A 21,242-nucleotide genomic window follows, 5' to 3' on the forward strand; every position below is an offset into this window, starting at 1 on the left:
TTATTGGTCCTCCGCCGCAGCGGCGGCCGGGTTTTCAGCCGGCAGTTCGGTGTTGTTATCACCCAGCATAATGTGGTCAAGGATCTGGCGCATGATGGTCCCTACTGCTGGTCCGGCACCGCCGTTCTCCAGAATCATCGCCACCGCGACCTGCGGGTTATCATAAGGGGCAAACGCCGTCATCAGCTTATGGTCACGCAGACGTTCAGCAATGCGGTGCGCGTTATAGGTTTCGTTGGCTTTCAGACCAAACACCTGCGCGGTACCGGACTTTGCGGCCACTTTGTACGGCGTACCGGCGAAGTACTTATGCGCGGTCCCATTCGGGCGGTTTGCCACGCCGTACATACCGTCTTTAGCAATTTCCCAGAAGCCGGAATGGATGTCACCCACCGGGGCCTCGTGCGGCTGATTCCACGGCACTTTTTTGCCGTCTTCAACCGTGCTCTGCAGCAGATGAGGCACTTTTACCACGCCGTCATTGATGAGGATCATCATGGCTTTGTTCATCTGAATCGGCGTCGCTGTCCAGTAACCCTGGCCGATACCCACCGGAATGGTATCACCCTGATACCACGGTTTTTTAAAGCGCTTCAGCTTCCATTCACGCGTTGGCATGTTACCAGAACGTTCTTCTGAAAGGTCCACGCCGGTGTAATGCCCGTAGCCGAATTTGCTCATCCACTCTGACAGACGGTCGATACCCATGTCATAGGCCACCTGATAGAAGAAGGTATCCGCAGACTCCTCCAGCGATTTGGTGACGTTCAGATGACCGTGGCCCCATTTTTTCCAGTCACGATAGCGCTTGTCTGAACCCGGCAGCTGCCACCAGCCCGGGTCAAACAGGCTGGTATTACGGTTGATGACGCCAGCACTCAGCGCAGAGACCGCCACGTACGGTTTAACCGTTGATGCCGGCGGGTAAACCCCTTGCGTAGCGCGGTTCACCAGCGGCGTGTTCGGGTCATTCAGCAGACCGGAATAGTCTTTACTGGAAATGCCGTCAACAAAGAGGTTCGGGTCATAGCTAGGCATGGAGACCATTGCCAGGATACCGCCGGTACGAGGATCGGTGACCACAACGGCTGCACGGCTACCCGCCAGCAGGGTCTCGATGTACTGCTGAAGTTTGAGGTCGAGCGTCAGATAGACGTCATGCCCCGCCTGAGGCGGCACTTCTTTCAGCTGGCGGATCACGCGGCCGCGGTTGTTAACTTCAACCTCTTCATAGCCGGTTTGTCCGTGCAGAACGTCTTCGTAGTAACGTTCGATCCCCAGCTTACCGATATCGTGCGTAGCAGCGTAGTTGGCCAGCTTGCCGTCTTTATCAAGGCGGTCGACGTCTTTGTCGTTAATCTTGGAAACGTAGCCAATCACATGCGTCAGCGCGGAGCCGTAGGGATAGTAGCGACGCTTATATCCCTTCACTTCCACGCCGGGGAAACGGTACTGATTCACCGCAAAGCGGGCCACCTGGACTTCCGTAAGATTGGTTTTAACCGGAATCGAGGTGAAGCGGTGAGAGCGGGCGCGCTCTTTTTTGAAGGCCGCGATATCGTCATCGTTAAGGTCGACAACGCTTTTCAGCGCTTCCAGCGTATCCTGAACATTATCGACTTTTTCCGGCATCATCTCGATTTGATAGATGGTGCGGTTCAACGCCAGCGGTGTGCCGTTACGATCGTAAATAATGCCGCGGCTGGGTGCGATAGGCACCAGCTTAATGCGGTTTTCGTTTGAACGCGTCTGGTAGTCGGTAAAGCGGACAATTTGCAGATTATAGAGGTTGGCGATCAGCACGCCGGTAAGCAGCAAAATCCCGGTAAAGGCGACCAGCGCCCGGCGCACAAACAGCGCGGACTCAGCCGTATAGTCGCGAAAAGAATTCTGTAGTTTCATCCGCTGCTTAATCTACCCTGGTCAGTCATTACTCGCGGTGATAGGGGTGGTTGGTAGTAATGCTCCACGCGCGATACAGGCTTTCTGCCACCAGTACCCGAACGAGCGGGTGGGGAAGCGTCAGCGCGGAGAGAGACCAACTTTGTTCAGCCGCCGCTTTGCAGGCAGGGGATAACCCTTCTGGTCCGCCAATCAACAGACTGACGTCACGACCATCCTGCTTCCAGCGCTCCAGTTCTTGCGCCAGCTGCGGCGTATCCCAGGGTTTACCTGGAATATCGAGGGTGACGATGCGGTTTTTGCCTGCGGCAGCCAGCATCAGTTCGCCCTCTTTATCGAGAATACGTTTGATATCAGCGTTCTTGCCGCGCTTACCGGCGGGAATTTCCACCAGCTCGAACGGCATGTCTTTTGGAAAACGACGCAGATATTCAGTAAAACCGGTTTGTACCCAGTCCGGCATTTTGGTGCCGACGGCGACCAGCTGTAACTTCACGCATTAACCCCAGAGTTTTTCCAGCTCATACAGGCGACGGCTCTCGTCCTGCATGACGTGGACAATCACATCGCCGAGGTCGACTACCACCCAGTCAGCCGTCGCTTCACCTTCAACACCCAGCGGTAACAGCCCTGCTGCACGCGATTCCTGAACCACGTGATCGGCAATTGAAACAACATGACGCGTCGATGTACCGGTGCAGATGATCATGCAGTCGGTAATACTGGATTTACCCTTAACGTCGATAGCGATGATGTCCTGACCTTTCAGGTCATCAATTTTGTCAATAACAAAATCCTGGAGTGCTTTACCCTGCAAGTTTTCCCCCTGGGGTGAATGAGATTGTAAAACTTTGAATTCGTAGCCAGACAGTATACCTGAACTCACGCCTGCGTCGGGACAAATGTCTCCGGCCGGGCTTTTGAAGGCGGGTATCATCCCACCCTCCGCCTGAGATTGCATTGCCATTTTTGTAAAACAATTTCTGTAAAGCAATGATCGGCGGGAAAGTCTGGCAGCGGAGAATAACAGTATGGCTTACCCTGTCAAGGCAGGATAAACAATAAGCCGCTTTTTATGCTCTCCGGCTATTCATCTGCGCTTTTCTGATACAAACCGTGCGCGTGGATATAGGCCAGCACCGGGGTTGGCAGCAGATCGTCACACGCTAAACCCTGCTGTAAACGCTCGCGAATGAGAGTCGCAGAGATATCGAACCACGGCGTTTCCGCCAGATAGATCTTCCCGGCAGGCTGGTTGTGAAGATCTTCAACAGTATCGGTGAGATGGTCCTCCAGCCACTGCTGGTACTGCTCTTCGCGCATGGTCAGCGGATAGCCAGGACGGCGGCAGACGAGCAGGTGGCTGTTCTCCAGGATGGTTTCATACTGATGCCACGTGGGGAAATTCAGCAGTGAATCCTGGCCGATGATAAAGGCAAGCGGCTGGTCTGGTCCTTGTTCGGCGCGCCACTCCTGAAGCGTCTGAGACGTCCAGGAGGGCGTGTCGCGACGCAGCTCACGCTCGTCAAGTCGGAAGAGCGGTTTATCTGCGATGGCAAGGGCAAGCATCTCTTTTCGCTGCTCGCTAGTCGCCTCGGGCTGTGGACGATGGGGCGGGACATTGTTGGGCATGATGGTGACGCGCTGAAGTCCGATCAGATTCGCCAGAATTTCAACCGGCTTCAGATGCCCGTAATGTACCGGGTCGAAGGTGCCGCCATATAAGGCCTGTAAAGAATGCATGCTATCCATCAATAAAAACGTCTGCCAGCGCTTTGTGGCAGAGCAGCAGGGAAAGGCTTTCCAGCTCCGCCCAGACCGACTGGCCGTAATCTTGTTTTAACGTGAGCTCAGCGCGCATCAGAAGCTGCACAGCCTGACGAAGCTGTTCATGACTCAGGCGGTTGACGGCCTCGGTGGTCAAAGCCCGGCGATTTTGCCACACGCGGTGTTTATCAAACAGCGAACGCAGCGGCGTATGGGCTGACTGACGCTTGAGCGTAATCAGCAGCAGCAATTCGCGCTGCAGCGTACGCAGCAAAATAACCGGTTCGCTCCCTTCGAGACGCAGCTGTTGCAGAATATGCAGGGCGCGTTTGCTTTTCGCCGACAGCAGCGCGTCCACCCAGTGGAACGGCGTGAAGTGCGCCGCGTCGTTAACGGCCTGCTCGACGCGCGGCAAGGTCAGCTTGCCATCCGGCCAGAGCAGGGAGAGTCTGTCCAGCGCCTGCGCCAGGGCCAGCAGGTTACCTTCATAGCAGTAGCAGAGCAGTTGGTTCGCCGCATCATCCAGCTGAAGGTTGTTCTGCTTCGCTCTCGCTGCCACCCATTTGGGCAGATGCGCCTGTTCAGGCGTCTGACAGGTCACCTGCACCGCGTGGGCAGCGAGTTGGGTGAACCACGCCGCATTTTCCTGCGCTTTGGTGAGCTTGCTGCCGCGCACAATCAGCAGCAGATCGCTGTGAAGCAGGCTGACCAGCGTGGCCAGCTGTTCATTGATGGCCGCGTTAGGGCCGTTCTCAGGCAGCAGGATCTGAATAGTCTGGCGCGACGCAAAAAGGCTCATCGCCTGACAGAGTGAGAAGAGGTCATTCCAGTCGGTGTTGTTATCCAGCTGGACGGTGTGGTGCTCATCGAAGCCCTGAGAGGCGGCCTCATGCCGCACGGCATCCAGGCTTTCCTGAAGTAATAACGGATCGTTTCCAAGAAGCAGATACGCCGCGCGCAGCCCTTCTTTGAGCTGCGCGCGGAGTTGTTCAGGATACAGCCTGATCATCATTTACCCAGAGAGTTAGCAGCAGGAAGCGTGCCGGCAACGGGTTTTTCAACAATGTCAGAGCCTTGTCTGGTAGACGCTGCAATACCTGGCAGTTTACGGATCAGCTGTTCCGCCGCCTTGTCGTACATTTCGTTGATGATAATCTGCTGTTCGGCATCTTTTGCCAGCGCCGTCTGCGGGTTATCGAAGAACGAACGGTACACTTTCGTGCTGATCGGATAGATGTCTTTACCCGGGATCAGGACCGCTGCGTTGACCGTCAGCACCATCTGATATTCAGCTGTACGGCCATCCTGGAAGATAGAGGCCGTATCTCTCGACAGACCACTTCCTGTAACGCGCAGAGACGGTACATCCTGGCGCAGCGTTTGTTTCTCAACAAGCTCAACGCCGTTCAGACGCAGCTGATTACGAATTGCCCGGCTGAGTGGACCATTCGGATCTGATGAGTCGAAAATCATCGTTTTCATCTCAGCAGGCACCGCCGTGGTATTGCGCAGGTGCCAGCCACAGCCGGCGGTGACAAGCACCGCCAGTGATAAGAGTATTGTTGCCAGTTGTCGCACGTTTCCTCCCGCGCTTAGCCAACGACCAGATTGAGCAGTTTACCCGGTACGTAGATCACTTTACGTACGGTAACGCCCTCAAGATATTTTGCGACCAGAGGTTCCTGGCCCGCGCGCTCGCGAACCTGTTCTTCGGTTGCATCGACCGCCACGGTAATTTTACCGCGGACTTTGCCGTTTACCTGGACCACAACCAGCGTCGTGTTTTCAACCATCGCTGATTCGTCAGCCTGCGGCCACGGCGCGTTGTCGATATCGCCTTCGCCTTTCAGCTCCTGCCACAGGGTGAAGCTGACGTGCGGAGTGAACGGGTTCAGCATGCGAACAACAGCAAGCAGCGCTTCACGCATTAAGGCACGATCCTGCTCGCCGTCCTGCGGAGCCTTCGCCAGCTTGTTCATCAGTTCCATAATAGCCGCAATTGCGGTATTGAAGGTCTGACGACGACCAATATCATCGGTCACTTTCGCAATCGTTTTATGAACATCGCGACGCAGCGCCTGCTGATCTTCAGTCAGTGCGGCGGCGTTCAGCGCCGGGGCATCGCCCAGTGCAGTGTGTTCGTAAACCAGTTTCCAGACGCGTTTCAGGAAGCGGTTCGCCCCTTCCACGCCGGACTCCTGCCATTCCAGGGTCATGTCCGCCGGAGAGGCAAACATCATGAACAGACGCACGGTATCCGCACCGTAACGCTCAACCATCACCTGCGGATCGATACCGTTGTTTTTCGACTTGGACATCTTGCTCATGCCGGTGTAGACCAGTTCATGACCTTCGGCGTCTTTCGCCTTAACGATACGGCCCTTCTCGTCACGCTCGACGATCGCATCAACCGGTGAAACCCAGTTACGCTCGCCGTTGGCACCAACATAATAGAACGCATCTGCCAGCACCATGCCCTGACACAGCAGCTGTTTTGCTGGTTCGTCAGAGTTCACCATGCCTGCATCGCGCATCAGTTTGTGGAAGAAGCGGAAGTAGAGCAGGTGCATGATGGCGTGTTCGATGCCGCCGATATAGATATCAACCGGCAGCCAGTAGTTTGCCGCATCGGAATCGAGCATACCGTCCTGATACTGCGGGCAGGTGTAGCGCGCATAGTACCAGGATGACTCCATAAAGGTGTCAAAGGTGTCGGTTTCACGCAGCGCAGGCTGTCCGTTAACGGTGGTTTTTGCCCACTCAGGATCGGCTTTAATCGGGCTGGTGATACCGTCCATGACCACGTCTTCCGGCAGGATCACCGGGAGCTGATCTTCTGGCGTTGGCATCACGGTGCCATCTTCCAGCGTCACCATCGGGATTGGCGCACCCCAGTAACGCTGACGGGACACGCCCCAGTCGCGCAGACGGAAGTTAACTTTACGTTCGCCCACGCCCAGAGAGGCCAGCTTATCGGCGATGGCGTTGAAGCCCTCTTCGAAGCTCAGACCGCTAAATTCACCGGAGTTGAACAGGGTGCCTTTTTCAGTCAGCGCGTGTTCAGACAGGTCTGGTTCTGAACCGTCAGCCGCCAGGATGACAGGCTTGATGGTCAGGCCATATTTGGTGGCAAATTCGTAGTCGCGCTGGTCGTGACCCGGAACAGCCATCACGGCGCCAGTGCCGTACTCCATCAGAACGAAGTTGGCGGCCCAGACAGGGATTGCTTCGCCTGTCAGTGGGTGAATGGCTTTAAAGCCGGTATCAACCCCTTTTTTCTCCATCGTCGCCATGTCGGCTTCGGCCACTTTGGTGTTGCGGCACTCATCGATGAATGACGCCAGCTCCGGATTGTTTTCCGCCGCTTTCTGCGCCAGCGGATGACCTGCGGCTACGGCCAGGTAGGTCGCGCCCATGAAGGTGTCCGGACGGGTGGTGTAGACAGTCAGAGTCTGGTCGTAGTTCTCAACGTTGAAGGTAATCTCCACGCCTTCAGAACGGCCGATCCAGTTGCGCTGCATGGTCTTAACGGTATCTGGCCAGTGATCCAGGTTATCCAGATCGTTCAGCAGCTCATCAGCGTAAGCGGTGATTTTGATAAACCACTGTGGGATCTCTTTACGCTCAACTTTGGTGTCACAGCGCCAGCAGCAGCCGTCGATAACCTGTTCGTTCGCGAGAACGGTCTGGTCATTTGGACACCAGTTAACGGCAGAGGTCTTCTTATACACCAGGCCTTTTTTGTACAGCTCGGTGAAGAACTTCTGCTCCCAACGATAGTATTCCGGGGTACAGGTTGCCAGCTCGCGGCTCCAGTCATAGCCAAAGCCCAGCATTTTGAGCTGGTTTTTCATGTACGCGATGTTGTCGTACGTCCACGGCGCCGGAGCGGTGTTGTTTTTGACCGCCGCGCCTTCCGCAGGCAGACCGAACGCATCCCAGCCGATAGGCTGCAGAACGTTTTTACCCAGCATGCGCTGGTAGCGTGCAATCACATCGCCGATGGTGTAGTTACGCACATGGCCCATGTGTAGTCGACCAGAAGGATAGGGAAGCATCGACAGGCAGTAATACTTCTCTTTGCTCTCGTCTTCGGTTACTTCAAAGGTGCGCTTCTCGTCCCAGTGTTGCTGGACTTTTGATTCTATCTCTTCCGGGCGGTATTGCTCTTGCATGGCAGCCAGTGGTCCTGTTTTCAATACAGCTACAAATGTAGCCAATGGATGTGGTAATTCAGATCCGCATAGCATAGCCCAAACGCCCGCGTCAAAACAGCCTTTCGCACAAATGCGCTTTGCAGGAATTTACCGGGTCTGTGCTTCACCTGACAAAGCGGCGATGAAATAAGGTCTATTATTAGAAATAGTTACTTACCCGGGAGGCAAAATGATGAACAAGGTTGCTCAATTTTACCGCGAACTGGTGGCGACACTGACGGAACGGCTGCGTAACGGCGAGCGAGATATCGATGCGCTGGTGGAGCAGGCGCGTGCCCGCGTGACGCAAACGGGTGAGTTAACGCGAACCGAAGTGGAAGAGGTGACGCGCGCCGTGCGTCGCGATCTGGAAGAGTTCGCGCGCAGCTACCAGGAGAGTCAGGAGGAGGTCACGGACAGCGTTTTTATGCGGGTGATTAAAGAGAGCCTGTGGCAAGAGCTGGCCGACATCACGGATAAAACGCAGCTGGAGTGGCGCGAGGTCTTTCAGGATTTGAACCATCACGGTGTTTATCACAGTGGTGAGGTGGTCGGGTTGGGAAATCTGGTGTGTGAGAATTGCCACCACCATATTGCGGTATACACGCCGGATGTCCTGCCGCTGTGTCCGAAATGCGGCCACGATCAGTTCCAGCGTCGGCCGTTTGAGCCCTAAATAAAAGCAAAACGGCAACTATGTTGCCGTTTTTAGTGTTTGCCCCCTCTCCCCGTGGGAGAGGGCTGGTGTGAGGGCATCAGGCCGCACAAGGTCAAAGCAAAACGGCAACTATGTTGCCGTTTTTAGTGTTTGCCCCCTCTCCCCGTGGGAGAGGGCTGGTGTGAGGGCATCAGGCCGCACTATAGTAAGCCAGTCTCTCCGCCAGCAAATCCACAAACGCCTCGCGATCGATATCTACCATCACCGTGGTATTCGCTTTATTCCCCGTCAGCGAGTAGTAATCCACCACCGTCATTCCCTGGGTGTATTTTCCCTGCGTCTCAACACCAACCCATCTGTCCACCGTGGTGAACATCTCCGGCTTCAGTAGCCAGGCAATGGTGCACGGGTCGTGCAGCGGCGCGCCGTGGAAGCCCCACTTCTCGGCTTTGTGATACTCCATAAAGAAGTCGAGCAGTTCGGCCACGGTTGTCGCGACCGTATTACCCACGGAGCGGAAGCGCTCAATATCGTCCGCCATAATCTGCGCGCGGTGGGTAACGTCCAGTCCCGCCATTACAATCGGTAAGCCGGACTGGAAGACAATTTCCGCGGCTTCCGGGTCGACAAAGATGTTGAACTCCGCCGCAGGCGTCCAGTTCCCCAGCCCCATTGCCCCGCCCATAATCACAATTCGGGCAATTTTATTATGCAGCTCAGGATGGCTGTTCAGCAGCAGCGCAACGTTGGTTTGCGGTCCTGTTGCCACCAGCGTTACCGGTTCTGCACTCTCACGTAGAACCTTCGCCATCAGCTCCACGGCGGTACAGTTTTGCGGCGTGAAGCCCGGCTCCGGCAGTGCCGGACCGTCCAGCCCGCTTTCACCATGAACGTTGTCGGCAATAATCAGCTCGCGCATCAGCGGCTTCACGGCCCCGCCGGCGACAGGAATATCGGTGCGTTTGAGCAGCGTGAGCATGCGCAGCACGTTGCGCAGGGTTTTGTCTGGCGTCTGGTTTCCGGCGGACGAGGTGACGGCTTTTACCTCGAGTTCAGGGGAGGCAAGAGCGAGGACGAGCGCGATCGCGTCGTCATGACCCGGATCGCAATCGAGAATAATAGGCTGTGCCATAGCGTTCTCCATACGTAGCGTTATTTTGTGACAAGGTTAACGCTGCAATGTGACGCCGACGAGAGGAACTGAGTGAAAGCGTGAAGCAGTGCGCAATCCGCAGATTGCGCACCGGGAAGGTTAGTGCAGGATTTTCGCAAGGAAATCTTTCGCACGCTCGGATTTCGGGTTAGCGAAGAACTCTTCTTTCGGTGAGTCTTCGACAATTTTCCCTTCGTCCATAAAGATCACGCGGTTGGCCACTTTACGGGCGAAGCCCATTTCGTGGGTCACCACCATCATGGTCATCCCTTCGTGAGCCAGCTCGACCATTACATCCAGCACTTCGTTGATCATCTCTGGATCGAGCGCCGACGTTGGCTCATCAAACAGCATTGCCACCGGATCCATACACAGCGCGCGGGCGATCGCCACACGCTGCTGTTGGCCGCCAGAAAGCTGTGCCGGGAACTTATCGGCATGCGCCGAAAGCCCAACGCGTTCCAGCAGCTTCAGACCTTTCTCGCGCGACGCTTTTTTATCACGCTTAAGCACTTTTACCTGCGCCAGCGTCAGGTTCTCAATAATGGAGAGGTGAGGGAACAGCTCAAAATGCTGGAACACCATGCCAACGTGAGAGCGAAGCTGAGCGAGGTTGGTTTTCTTGTCGTTGACCTTGGTGCCGTTGACGACGATCTCACCCTGCTGCACCGGCTCCAGTCCGTTGACGGTTTTGATCAGCGTCGATTTACCGGAGCCGGACGGCCCGCACACCACCACCACGTCGCCTTTCTTGACTTCGGTGGAGCAGTCGGTCAGCACCTGAAAGTGCCCATACCATTTAGAAACATTTTTCAGGGAAATCATTATACCGTCCTTTTCTTCAGCCAGCTGACCAACAGCGACGCGCTTAAACTAATCACAAAATAGACCGCACCCGCGAAGAGCACCATTTCGACCTGCGTACCATCACGTTCACCGATGGTTGACGCGGTACGGAAGAAGTCTGCCAGACTCAGAACGTAGACCAGCGAGGTATCCTGGAACAGCACGATGCCCTGGGTCAGCAGGAGCGGAACCATGGCGCGAAACGCCTGCGGCAGAATAATGAGCTGCATGGACTGCCAGTGCGTCATTCCCAGCGCCAGCGCGGCGCTGGATTGCCCGCGGGAGATACTCTGAATGCCCGCTCGGATAATCTCCGAGTAGTAAGCGGCCTCGAACATTGAGAACGCCACCATGGCGGAGATCAGACGGATATCGGTTTTCGGCGAAAGCCCCAGCACGTTCTGCAGGAAACCGGGCACAATCAGGTAAAACCACAGCAGCACCATCACCAGCGGGATGGAACGGAACACGTTAACGTAGGCGGTCGCAAACCAGGCGAGCGGCTTAAAGCTCGACAGGCGCATGACGGCCAGCAGGGTGCCCCAGACGATACCAATGATGATGGCAATAACGGTGATTTTTAAGGTAATCACCAGGCCATCAAGCAGGTAAGGCATGGATGGAACGATAGAACTCCAGTCAAATTCGTACATTATTTGCCCCCCAGATTACCCGGCAGGCGGATTTTGCGTTCAACCAGGTTCATCACCAGCATGATGAAAGCGTTAATCAGAACATACGCGAGCGTAATCGCGGTGAAGGATTCCCACGCGTGAGCGGAGTAATCCAGCAGCTTGCCCGCCTGCGCGGCCATGTCGACCAGGCCGATAGTCGAGGCGATGGCCGAGTTTTTCACCAGGTTCATCATCTCGGAGGTCATCGGCGGAACGATAACGCGGTAGGCGTTAGGCAGCAGCACGTAGCGGTAGGTTTGGGGCAGTGTCAGGCCCATTGCCAGGCCCGCGTTTTTTTGTCCACGCGGCAATGACTGAATGGCGGCACGCACCTGCTCGCAAACGCGCGCAGCGGTAAACAGCCCCAGACACATCATGGAGGAGACAAAGAACTGCACGTTCGGATCCAGCTCCGACTTGAACCACATGCCAATATTTTCCGGCAGCAGTTCCGGGATGACCAGATACCAGGTAAAGAATTGCACGATCAGCGGAACGTTACGGAACAGTTCCACATACAGGGTGCCAAGCGTTGAAAGAAAACGGTTAGGGACGGTGCGCAGAATACCGAACAGAGAACCGACAAGAAACGCGATAATCCACGCCGTTATCGATAGTGCCACGGTGACCTGAAAGCCGCTCCACAGCCAGCCAAGATAGGTGGTGTTGCCGAACGGGGCTTGTTGCAGGAATATGCCCCAGTTCCAGTCTATTGACATAATAAACTCCAGAAAAAAAAGGGTAGCAGCGCTACCCTCGAAGATTGGTGAGAAGCTCATTTTTCGCGCTGAGTGGGGAACGACCACTCAACGTATAGTCTGTCCATGCTTCCCGACAATCGAGAGGGCAGGAGTTCCCGCCCCTGTAGTTCTAATTAGTTAAGAGCCTTGTCGTTTGGAGATTTGAACAGCGCTTTCATGTCGTCAGACAGTTCAAAATTCATGTTCAGGTTTTTTGGTGGAATCGGGTTCTTGAACCATTTGTCGAACCATTTCTCCGCTTCGCCGGAGGTCTGCACCTGAGCGATGGTGTCATCGATCAGCTTTTTGAACTGCGGATCGTCTTTACGCAGCATACAGCCGTAGGCTTCTTTGGACTGCGCGGTACCGACGATATCCCAGTTGTCTGGTTTTTTCGCTTTCGCACGTTCGCCCGCCAGCAGAGCATCATCCATCATAAACGCGACGGCACGACCGCTTTCCAGGGTACGGAAGGAGTCGCCATGGTCTTTCGCGCTGATGATGCGCATATCCATTTTCTTCTCGTCGTTCAGCTTGTGCAGCAGCACTTCTGACGTCGTACCAGAGGTCACAACAACCGCTTTGCCTTTCAGGTCAGCGAAGTCTTTGATCTCGCCGCCTTTCTTCGTCAGCAGACGGGTGCCCACGACAAAGATGGTGTCAGAGAAGGCAGCCTGTTTCTGACGCTCGAGGTTGTTGGTGGTGGAGCCACACTCGAAGTCAAAGGTGCCGTTTTGCAGCAGTGGAATACGGTTCTGTGAAGTGATTGGGATCAGCTTCACCTGCAGGTCAGGTTTGTTCAGCTTTTTCTTCACAGCTTCAACGATGGCGTTGGAGTAATCCTGTGAATAGCCCACGACTTTTTGCGTGTTGTCGTAGTAAGAGAACGGGACAGAAGATTCACGGTGGCCGACCACGATGACGCCGTTTTTGGCAATCTTGTCGAGAGTGCTGCCTGCTGCCGGAGCATCTTCAGCGTGAACCACGCCTGCAGACATTCCCATAACCAGCATTGCTGTGGCCAGTTTACGTAATTGCATACCCAACTCCTTTTTTATCAGCGCCAGCGACGCATTGATACCCATTGTGATGTTGTTATATCTCGCGCAGTGCGAGTGCAGTGTTATGCAAGCTTGTTAACATTTAGTCTGGCTTAATGTAAAGATTTTGCTGCGTTATTGTTTATTTTTGCGAAGCGCGCCGCACCATTCAGAGGCAAATATCTCCCGTTGCACCGTTTCGGTGCTGCCGATGATCTACGCTGGTGCGACAAAGTTGCACGCTAAGCCAAACTGCGTTTACCTGAATAAACAAAGCAATAGGCGTGCCAGAATGGGAATCTGGAGAAAATTGTCGGGTGGCGGCTACGCCACCCGGCAACAGAAGGAAAGGTTATTTACGACGCTGACGCAGGCTCATCAGCACCGCGCCAAAGCCGAACAGCGCGGTCAGTACCCACAGCGGCCAGTTGCCGGTGCGCGCGTATGGCGTCAGCCCCGTGGTTGGCGTGACTTTAGTGGTCAGTACCTCGCGGGTAAACTGCGGGATCATCGCCTGAATCTCGCCCTGCGGACCAATCACAGCGGTGATGCCGTTGTTGGTGCTGCGCAGCAGCGGACGCGCCAGCTCCAGAGAGCGCATACGTGCCATCTGGAAGTGCTGCCACGGCCCGATTGATTTACCAAACCAGGCATCGTTGGAGATGGTCAGCAGATAGTCGGTATCCGGGCGGAAGTTATCGCGTACCTGCTCGCCGAGAATGATTTCGTAGCAGATGGCCGCCGTCAGGGCCAGGCCGTGCGCGTGCAGCTGAGGCTGTACGTAAGGGCCGCGGCTGAAAGAGGACATCGGCAGGTCAAAGAACGGGGCCAGCGGGCGCAGAATCGACTCCAGCGGGACAAATTCACCAAACGGCACCAGGTGGTTCTTGTTGTACCGGTCAGTGGAGTGGTAGCTGTACTCGCTATCTTTCCCGAGCGTAATGATGCTGTTGTAGGTGTCGTAGCGGTTGTGCTGATTCAGACGCGCATCGACAATCCCGGTGATCAGGGTGCTGCCGCGCGCCAGCAGCAGGTCGTTCATCATGTTGAGGAACGGCTGCTGGTTGAGCTCCAGATCGGGAATGGCAGACTCCGGCCAGATAATCAGCTGTGATTTTCCCATCACCTCTTCGGTGGCGTTGGCGTAGATCTTCAGCGTATTCAGCAGCTCTTTCTCGTCCCACTTCATGGACTGCGGGATGTTCCCCTGCACCATGGACACCTGCAGGGTGCGCTCTGGCTCGGGCGTGAACCACTGGATATAGCGCAGCGGGAAGGGCAGGGCAAACAGCACCAGCGCCACAGCCAGCGGCTTCCAGCAGCGTGTGACCAGCGCTAATACCAGCAGGCCGCTCACCACCATCAGCAGGAAGTTGATGGCCTCAACGCCCATTACCGGCGCCAGCCCCTTCAGGGGGCCGTCAATCTGGCTGTAGCCGAACTGTAGCCACGGGAAGCCCGTCAGCACCCAGCCGCGAAGGAACTCGGTTATTTGCCAGACCACCGGCGCGGCAATGGCGACGCGCAGCCAGGTGGTTTTTGGCCACAGGCGAGAAAGGATGCCGGCGAACAGACCGGTATAGAGCGAGAGATACGCGGCGAGCAATACCACCAGGAAGACGTTTACCGGGCCAGGCATACCGCCAAACTGGGCGATGCTGACATAAACCCAGTTGATGCCTGAGCCAAACAGCCCCAGTCCCCAGAAGTAACCGATGGCCGCAGCCTGTACCGGACGACGATTCAGGGTCAGGCCCTGAAGCCCCATCAGGGAGAGAATAGCCGCAGGCCAGATATCGTAAGGAGAAAAAGCCAGCGTACCGCTGGCTCCGAGTAACAGCGCCAGCAGCAAACGGACGCGCTGGCGTTCAAGCAGTGGGGCAAATGCCATTTACATTAATCTTCCAGTTTTGGCACCGGTGAGTCGTCCGGCGTTCTGACGTGAACCTGTATAATACGTCGGCTGTCGGCCATTGCCACTTTGAACTGGTAACCGTCGATGTCAACGGTCTCACCGCGCGCCGGGAGGTGGCCAAAGGCCTGCATCACCAGCCCGCCAATGGTATCGACCTCTTCATCGCTGAAGTGGGTACCGAAGGCGTCGTTGAAGTCCTCAATCGAGGCCAGCGCGCGCACGGTCCAGGTGTGGCGGCTAAGCTGACGGAAGTCGATATCTTCTTCTTCGTCGTACTCGTCTTCGATTTCGCCCACGATCAGCTCAAGAATATCCTCGATCGTGACCAGACCGGAAACGCCACCAAACTCATCAATAACAATCGCCATGTGGTAACGCTGAGAGCGAAATTCTTTCAGCATCCGATCCACACGTTTACTTTCCGGCACAACCACGGCCTGGCGTAACACTTTTTCCATGCTGAAGGCTTCGGCATCGCTGCGCATAAACGGCAGCAGATCTTTCGCCATCAAAATCCCTTCGATGTGATCTTTGTCTTCGCTGATGACCGGGAAACGCGAGTGGGCCGATTCGATGATCACATCGAGGCACTCGTCTAGGGTCTGGTTACGTTTCAGGGTGATCATCTGCGAGCGGGGGATCATGATATCGCGAACGCGCTGGTCGGCGATGTCCATAACCCCTTCGAGCATTTCGCGCGTATCTTCGTCGATAAGGTCGTTCTGCCCGGAATCACGAATCAGCTCCAGCAGTTCATCACGGTTTTTGGGTTCGCCGTGGAAAAGCTGGTTCAGAATGAGGGAGAAAAATCCCTTTTTACTGGTTGTCGTGTCGCTACTGTGTGAATTGTCGTCGCTCATGGCGTTTGTTAAGGGTTCTCTTGTTAGTTCAACGTTTACCGCCACGCGATATCCTTTCGTGGCGGCATGTGAGTCAGTCAGGTGACGGACTATTCTTTCTCGGCAATGTACGGATCCTCATAGCCCAGAGCAAGCATTATCTCTGTCTCGAGGGACTCCATCTCTTCCGCTTCGTCATCTTCAATGTGATCGTAGCCGAGCAGATGCAGGCTGCCGTGTACCACCATATGCGCCCAGTGGGCCTCAAGCGGCTTTTGCTGCTCTTTCGCTTCCTGTTCAACCACCTGACGGCAGATGATCAGATCGCCCAGCAGCGGCATCTCAATGCCCGGAGGCGCTTCAAACGGGAAAGAGAGCACGTTGGTCGGCTTATCTTTCCCGCGATAGGTCAGGTTAAGCTCATGACTTTCTGCTTCATCCACCAGGCGAATCGTAACTTCTGATTCTTCCTGAAACTGAGGAATAACGGCATCCAGCCATTTCTGAAACTGTGCCTCATCTGGCATGCCGGAATTGTCTTCACAGGCCAGCTGTAAATCGAGGATCACCTGACTCATTTCTGTTCTTGCTCCTGCGCTTCGCGCTTACGTTCTGCGGCCAGTTCGGCCTTACGCTTCTGATCCGCCTCTTCCCAGGCTTCATAGGCGTTAACGATACGCGCGACCACCGGGTGGCGTACCACGTCTTCACTGTGGAAGAAGTTAAAGCTGATTTCGTCGACCTCGGCCAGAACCTCAATCGCGTGGCGCAGGCCTGATTTGGTGCTGCGCGGCAGGTCGATCTGGGTGACGTCTCCGGTAATGACCGCTTTCGAGTTAAAGCCGATACGCGTCAGGAACATCTTCATCTGTTCGATGGTGGTGTTCTGGCTCTCATCGAGAATGATGAACGCATCGTTCAGCGTACGACCGCGCATGTAGGCGAGCGGGGCAACTTCGATAACGTTACGCTCAATGAGCTTCTCGACCTTCTCAAAGCCGAGCATCTCGAACAGCGCATCGTATAAAGGACGCAGATACGGGTCGACCTTTTGACTCAGATCGCCCGGCAGGAAGCCCAGCTTTTCGCCCGCTTCGACGGCAGGGCGGGTCAGCAGGATGCGACGTATCTCCTGGCGTTCCAGCGCATCTACCGCAGCGGCAACGGCCAGATAGGTTTTACCCGTACCCGCCGGACCCACGCCGAAGGTGATGTCGTGGTCGAGGATATTGGCGATGTACTGCGCCTGGTTTGGCGTACGCGGCTTAATGACGCCACGTTTGGTCTTGATATTGATTGCTTTACCGTAGTCCGGCACGCTTTCCGCGCTTTGCTCAAGCACGCGCGCCTCTTTAATGGCGAGGTGGATCTGTTCCGGCTCTATATCCTGCGTTTCGCCGCGCATTGGGGCGGTATCAACATACAGGCTACGCAGAATGTCCGCAGCGGCGTTGACGCAGATAGGGCGTCCGGTAAGTTTGAAATGATTATCGCGACGATTGATTTCGATACCCAGACGTCGTTCCAGTTGTTTGATGTTGTCATCAAACGGCCCGCACAGGCTCAGCAGGCGAGCGTTGTCTGCTGGCTCAAGGCTAATTTCACGCGTATCTATATTCAAACTGTTCCTCTTTAATTGTTTAACTGACCCATTGCGATAGGGCGTAATAAAACGGTCATTACCGAAATTATTCACGCCACAGAATAAAGGCGCAAGCGTTGCGGAAGATATTGGGGACGATGAGAGGAAATACAAGGCCTGCCGGAAAGGCAGGCCAGGAGGATTAAGGCTGGTAAATCCCCACGCCAGAATCGTTTTCTTTACGGGTACGAGAGATCACGGATTCCGGTGACTCGGCAATACGCAGGCCCATTTCGTCCTCGGTGCGTACCAGCTTCGCGCGCAGCGAGTTGGTCAGCACTTCAACAATCTCGACGTCCACGAATTTACCGATCATATCCGGGGTGCCCTCAAAGTTCACCACGCGGTTGTTTTCGGTACGACCGGAGAGTTCCATAATGCTCTTGCGGGAGGTGCCTTCCACCAGAATGCGCTGAACGGTGCCGAGCATACGGCGGCTCCACGCGTTGGCCTGCTGGTTAATACGCTCCTGCAGAATATACAGACGCTGCTTTTTCTCTTCTTCCGGCACATCGTCAACCATATCGGCCGCAGGTGTTCCAGGACGCGCAGAGAAGATGAAGCTGTAGCTGACGTCAAAATTCACTTCACCGATGAGCTTCATGGTGCGCTCGAAGTCATCAGCGGTTTCGCCAGGGAAGCCGACGATAAAGTCGGAGCTGATCTGGATATCCGGACGCGCTTCACGCAGCTTACGAATGGTGGACTTGTACTCCAGCACCGTATGCGGGCGGCCCATCAGGTTCAGCACGCGGTCAGAGCCACACTGAATCGGCAGGTGCAGGAAGCTCACCAGCTCTGGCGTATCGCGATACACGTCAATGATGTCGTCGGTAAACTCCATCGGGTGGCTGGTGGTAAAGCGAATGCGGTCTATACCGTCAATCGCGGCCACCAGACGCAGCAGCTCGGCAAAGCTGCCGGTGGTGCCGTCGTAGTTTTCCCCGCGCCAGGCGTTTACGTTCTGGCCCAGCAGATTCACTTCGCGAACGCCCTGTGCGGCAAGCTGCGCAATTTCAAACAGAATATCGTCTGCCGGACGGCTGACTTCTTCACCGCGGGTGTAAGGCACCACGCAGTAAGTGCAGTATTTGTTGCAGCCTTCCATGATGGAGACGAAGGCGGTCGGGCCATCGGCGCGCGGCTCCGGCAGACGGTCAAACTTTTCGATTTCCGGGAAGCTGACGTCAACGACCGGGCTGCGGCTGCCGCGAACCTGATTGATCATCTCCGGCAGGCGGTGCAGGGTCTGAGGACCAAAGACAATATCCACATACGGGGCTCTCTGGCGGATCAGCTTACCTTCCTGCGACGCAACGCAGCCACCCACGCCGATGATCAGGTCCGGATTTTTTCGCTTGAGAAGCTTCCAGCGGCCTAACACGTGAAAGACTTTTTCCTGCGCTTTTTCACGAATCGAACAGGTGTTCAGCAGCAGCACGTCCGCTTCTTTCACATTTTCTGTCAGCTGGTATCCGTGGGTTGAATCCAGCAGATCGGCCATCTTGGATGAATCGTATTCGTTCATCTGACAGCCCCAGGTTTTTATATGGAGTTTTTTAGTCATCGACTTGCTCAGCTCAGGATTGCAAGCCGCGTATTGTAATGCTTTGGTGGGGTTGTGACCAGTATGAAGGTTATGTGTCTCAGGACCGCAAAAATCCGGTAAACTTAAGGGATTCTCCAATAAGGAAAATTGACCATGACACTCCTACACACCGAAGTTGCCGTTGTCGGCGGCGGTATGGTCGGCGGCGCGCTGGCGCTGGGGCTGGCGCAGCAGGGATTTGAGGTAACGGTAATCGAACAGGCTGCACCGCCGGCCTTCGATCCCGCCAGCAAACCGGATGTGCGCATTTCCGCTATCAGCGCGGCGTCCGTCGATCTGCTGCGCGGGCTGGGCGTCTGGGAGGCGGTGCTGGCGATGCGCGCGCACCCCTATAGCCGTCTTGAAACCTGGGAGTGGGAAAATGCCCACGTCGCGTTTGATGCCGCTGAGCTGAAGCTGCCGCGCCTGGGTTATATGGTGGAAAACAACGTGCTTCAGCAGGCGCTCTGGCAGGCGCTGGATGCGCACCCGAAGGTGACGCTGCGCGTTCCGGCGTCGATTAAGTCTCTACATCCTCAGGAGAGCGGGTATTCGCTGACGCTCGACAGCGGCGATGAACTGGCCGTTAAGCTCGTCGTCGGAGCGGACGGCGCTAACTCGCAGGTCCGACAGATGGCGGGAATTGGCGTTCATGCCTGGCAGTATAAGCAGTCCTGCATGCTGATTACCGTCGAGTGCGAGAATGCGCCGGGAGAAAGCACGTGGCAGCACTTTACGCCGAATGGCCCGCATGCGTTTTTACCGCTGTTTGATAACTGGGCATCGCTGGTCTGGTACGACAAACCGGCACGCATTCGCCAGCTGCAGGGGCTTTCAATGGAACAATTGCAGCGGGAAATTCGCCTGCATTTTCCGAGCCGTCTGGGCAACGTTACGCCGGTGGCTGCCGGGGCGTTTCCCCTCACTCGGCGCCATGCTTTGCAGTATGCCCGTGAAGGGCTGGCGCTGGTGGGCGATGCAGCGCACACCATTCATCCGCTGGCCGGGCAGGGCGTGAATCTGGGGTACCGTGATGTCGATGCGTTACTGGATGTGCTGAGCAGCGCCCGCGGGCACGCGGAAAACTGGGCCAGCCATCAGATTCTCAAGCGTTACCAGACGCGACGCATGGCGGATAACTTTATTATGCAGTCGGGGATGGATCTGTTCTATGCCGGGTTCAGCAATGACTTAGCCCCGGTGCGCATTCTGCGTAATATTGGATTGATGGCAGCGGAGCGTGCAGGTGGTTTGAAGCGTCAGGCGCTGAAATACGCCTTAGGACTTTAGTTTTCATTCCCTCTCCCCGTGGGAGAGGGTCAGGGTGAGGGCATCAGGCCGCACAATACTAACAACAAAAACAAAAAAGCCCGCAGAGCGGGCTTTTTTGTTACTTAAGTGGCTGGGGTGCAGGGATTCGAACCCCGGAATGCTGGTATCAGAAACCAGAGCCTTACCGCTTGGCGACACCCCAATTGCGTTAAACAAACTGCTTAACGACTTTTTAAATTGGCTGGGGTACGAGGATTCGAACCTCGGAATGCCGGAATCAGAATCCGGTGCCTTACCGCTTGGCGATACCCCAACAATTTTTGTTGATTACCGAAAAATCGACAATCTTAATTTGGTGGCTACGACGGGATTCGAACCTGTGACCCCATCATTATGAGTGATGTGCTCTAACCAACTGAGCTACGTAGCCAGTACTGCAATCTTCGATGGCTGGGGTACCTGGATTCGAACCAGGGAATGCCGGTATCAAAAACCGGTGCCTTACCGCTTGGCGATACCCCAATACCGCGGAGAACCGCAAAATCGAAGAAATATGGCTGGGGTACCTGGATTCGAACCAGGGAATGCCGGTATCAAAAACCGGTGCCTTACCGCTTGGCGATACCCCATCCGTGCAACGCTTACCCGGGAATGGTGCGGGAGGCGAGACTTGAACTCGCACACCTTGCGGCGCCAGAACCTAAATCTGGTGCGTCTACCAATTTCGCCACTCCCGCAAAAAAGATGGTGGCTACGACGGGATTCGAACCTGTGACCCCATCATTATGAGTGATGTGCTCTAACCAACTGAGCTACGTAGCCATCTTTTTTCGCGTTACCTTATCGGCGTTGCGGGGCGCATTATGCGTATAGACCCTTGCAGCGTCAACACCTTTTTCAACGAAAATAGCCGGAATGTGACTGTTTGGTTAGGTTGCGAACAGCGTGACCGAATATTCGGCAATTATTGGTTATTAATCAGATTTAGGCGGTGAAATGTGAGGCAAAAA

19 protein-coding genes and 7 tRNA genes are annotated in these 21,242 nt (G+C 55.4%); 2 read left to right on the plus strand and 24 right to left on the minus strand.

The features are described from left to right. From mrdA to leuS, 7 genes are all read right to left on the minus strand, one after another. Entirely contained in the window at positions 1 to 1,902 is a 1,902-nt protein-coding gene (gene mrdA, locus WM95_RS06985; protein WP_023310747.1) for a peptidoglycan DD-transpeptidase MrdA, read from the minus strand. Positions 1,903 to 1,930: 28 nt separating this feature from the next. Continuing rightward, a complete protein-coding gene (gene rlmH / locus WM95_RS06990; RefSeq protein ID WP_023310748.1) occupies positions 1,931 to 2,398 on the minus strand; it encodes a 23S rRNA (pseudouridine(1915)-N(3))-methyltransferase RlmH in 468 nt (155 codons plus the stop codon). Positions 2,399 to 2,401: 3 nt separating this feature from the next. Continuing rightward, positions 2,402 to 2,719: a ribosome silencing factor gene (rsfS, locus tag WM95_RS06995; protein ID WP_023334893.1), complete on the minus strand. Its 318-nt coding sequence runs from the start codon at positions 2,717 to 2,719 to the stop codon at positions 2,402 to 2,404. A 269-nt stretch (positions 2,720 to 2,988) separates the two neighbouring features. Next, on the minus strand, positions 2,989 to 3,654 hold the full coding sequence (gene nadD / locus WM95_RS07000) for a nicotinate-nucleotide adenylyltransferase (RefSeq protein WP_032668099.1): 666 nt from the start codon (positions 3,652 to 3,654) through the stop codon (positions 2,989 to 2,991). Then, the gene (gene holA, locus WM95_RS07005; RefSeq protein WP_088544706.1) at positions 3,647 to 4,678 is read right to left on the minus strand and encodes a DNA polymerase III subunit delta; all 1,032 of its coding nucleotides are present in this window, start codon (positions 4,676 to 4,678) and stop codon (positions 3,647 to 3,649) included. The genes nadD and holA overlap by 8 nt, the downstream gene beginning before the upstream one ends. Beyond that, on the minus strand, positions 4,678 to 5,247 hold the full coding sequence (gene lptE, locus WM95_RS07010; RefSeq protein WP_023310752.1) for an LPS assembly lipoprotein LptE: 570 nt from the start codon (positions 5,245 to 5,247) through the stop codon (positions 4,678 to 4,680). The genes holA and lptE overlap by 1 nt, the downstream gene beginning before the upstream one ends. Before the next feature lie 14 nt (positions 5,248 to 5,261). Beyond that, a complete protein-coding gene (leuS, locus tag WM95_RS07015) occupies positions 5,262 to 7,844 on the minus strand; it encodes a leucine--tRNA ligase (protein WP_045402152.1) in 2,583 nt (860 codons plus the stop codon). A 214-nt stretch (positions 7,845 to 8,058) separates the two neighbouring features. Between leuS and WM95_RS07020 the strand changes: the two genes are divergently transcribed. Beyond that, on the plus strand, positions 8,059 to 8,541 hold the full coding sequence (locus WM95_RS07020) for a zinc ribbon-containing protein (protein WP_032661386.1): 483 nt from the start codon (positions 8,059 to 8,061) through the stop codon (positions 8,539 to 8,541). Between the two features lie 172 nt (positions 8,542 to 8,713). On the opposite strand, the gene rihA is transcribed toward WM95_RS07020, so the two are convergent. From rihA to miaB, 10 genes are all read right to left on the minus strand, one after another. Next, on the minus strand, positions 8,714 to 9,655 hold the full coding sequence (gene rihA / locus WM95_RS07025) for a pyrimidine-specific ribonucleoside hydrolase RihA (protein WP_045356589.1): 942 nt from the start codon (positions 9,653 to 9,655) through the stop codon (positions 8,714 to 8,716). 120 nt (positions 9,656 to 9,775) lie between these two features. Further along, entirely contained in the window at positions 9,776 to 10,501 is a 726-nt protein-coding gene (locus WM95_RS07030; protein ID WP_014883001.1) for an amino acid ABC transporter ATP-binding protein, read from the minus strand. Further along, positions 10,501 to 11,175, minus strand: a complete 675-nt coding sequence (gene gltK / locus WM95_RS07035) for a glutamate/aspartate ABC transporter permease GltK (RefSeq protein ID WP_014883002.1) — start codon at positions 11,173 to 11,175, stop codon at positions 10,501 to 10,503. The genes WM95_RS07030 and gltK overlap by 1 nt, the downstream gene beginning before the upstream one ends. Further along, complete coding sequence (locus WM95_RS07040; RefSeq protein ID WP_023310756.1) at positions 11,175 to 11,915, minus strand: amino acid ABC transporter permease; 741 nt, start codon at positions 11,913 to 11,915, stop codon at positions 11,175 to 11,177. Before WM95_RS07040 ends, gltK begins: the two co-directional genes overlap by 1 nt. A gap of 155 nt (positions 11,916 to 12,070) precedes the next feature. Then, positions 12,071 to 12,976 (minus strand): amino acid ABC transporter substrate-binding protein, encoded by a 906-nt coding sequence (locus WM95_RS07045; protein ID WP_008501049.1) that lies wholly within the window; start codon positions 12,974 to 12,976, stop codon positions 12,071 to 12,073. A gap of 352 nt (positions 12,977 to 13,328) precedes the next feature. Then, the gene (gene lnt / locus WM95_RS07050) at positions 13,329 to 14,867 is read right to left on the minus strand and encodes an apolipoprotein N-acyltransferase (RefSeq protein WP_059446431.1); all 1,539 of its coding nucleotides are present in this window, start codon (positions 14,865 to 14,867) and stop codon (positions 13,329 to 13,331) included. A gap of 5 nt (positions 14,868 to 14,872) precedes the next feature. Continuing rightward, positions 14,873 to 15,751 (minus strand): CNNM family magnesium/cobalt transport protein CorC, encoded by an 879-nt coding sequence (gene corC / locus WM95_RS07055; RefSeq protein WP_021242574.1) that lies wholly within the window; start codon positions 15,749 to 15,751, stop codon positions 14,873 to 14,875. An 89-nt stretch (positions 15,752 to 15,840) separates the two neighbouring features. Next, complete coding sequence (gene ybeY, locus WM95_RS07060) at positions 15,841 to 16,308, minus strand: rRNA maturation RNase YbeY (protein ID WP_008501052.1); 468 nt, start codon at positions 16,306 to 16,308, stop codon at positions 15,841 to 15,843. After that, on the minus strand, positions 16,305 to 17,351 hold the full coding sequence (locus tag WM95_RS07065) for a PhoH family protein (RefSeq protein ID WP_023310759.1): 1,047 nt from the start codon (positions 17,349 to 17,351) through the stop codon (positions 16,305 to 16,307). Before WM95_RS07065 ends, ybeY begins: the two co-directional genes overlap by 4 nt. Positions 17,352 to 17,514: 163 nt before the next feature. Continuing rightward, positions 17,515 to 18,939 carry a tRNA (N6-isopentenyl adenosine(37)-C2)-methylthiotransferase MiaB gene (gene miaB / locus WM95_RS07070; RefSeq protein WP_023310760.1) on the minus strand — a complete coding sequence of 475 codons (1,425 nt, stop codon included), beginning with the start codon at positions 18,937 to 18,939 and terminating at the stop codon, positions 17,515 to 17,517. A 135-nt stretch (positions 18,940 to 19,074) separates the two neighbouring features. Between miaB and ubiF the strand changes: the two genes are divergently transcribed. Beyond that, on the plus strand, positions 19,075 to 20,250 hold the full coding sequence (gene ubiF, locus WM95_RS07075; RefSeq protein ID WP_063409262.1) for a 3-demethoxyubiquinol 3-hydroxylase: 1,176 nt from the start codon (positions 19,075 to 19,077) through the stop codon (positions 20,248 to 20,250). Positions 20,251 to 20,359: 109 nt separating this feature from the next. Here ubiF and WM95_RS07080 read toward each other — a convergent pair. The 7 genes from WM95_RS07080 to WM95_RS07110 all read right to left on the minus strand — a co-directional run bounded on the left by WM95_RS07080 (position 20,360) and on the right by WM95_RS07110 (position 21,054). Next, positions 20,360 to 20,434: transfer RNA gene (locus WM95_RS07080), tRNA-Gln, on the minus strand. A gap of 36 nt (positions 20,435 to 20,470) precedes the next feature. Next, positions 20,471 to 20,545 (minus strand) — tRNA-Gln (locus tag WM95_RS07085). A gap of 40 nt (positions 20,546 to 20,585) precedes the next feature. After that, positions 20,586 to 20,662, minus strand: a tRNA-Met gene (locus tag WM95_RS07090). A 17-nt stretch (positions 20,663 to 20,679) separates the two neighbouring features. Beyond that, positions 20,680 to 20,754: transfer RNA gene (locus WM95_RS07095), tRNA-Gln, on the minus strand. A 32-nt stretch (positions 20,755 to 20,786) separates the two neighbouring features. Continuing rightward, a tRNA-Gln gene (locus WM95_RS07100) sits at positions 20,787 to 20,861 on the minus strand. Between the two features lie 23 nt (positions 20,862 to 20,884). Continuing rightward, positions 20,885 to 20,969: transfer RNA gene (locus WM95_RS07105), tRNA-Leu, on the minus strand. 8 nt (positions 20,970 to 20,977) lie between these two features. Next, a tRNA-Met gene (locus WM95_RS07110) sits at positions 20,978 to 21,054 on the minus strand. Positions 21,055 to 21,242: the final 188 nt, after the last annotated feature.

The organism is Enterobacter cloacae complex sp. ECNIH7, assembly GCF_002208095.1.
Classification (GTDB): domain Bacteria; phylum Pseudomonadota; class Gammaproteobacteria; order Enterobacterales; family Enterobacteriaceae; genus Enterobacter; species Enterobacter cloacae_M.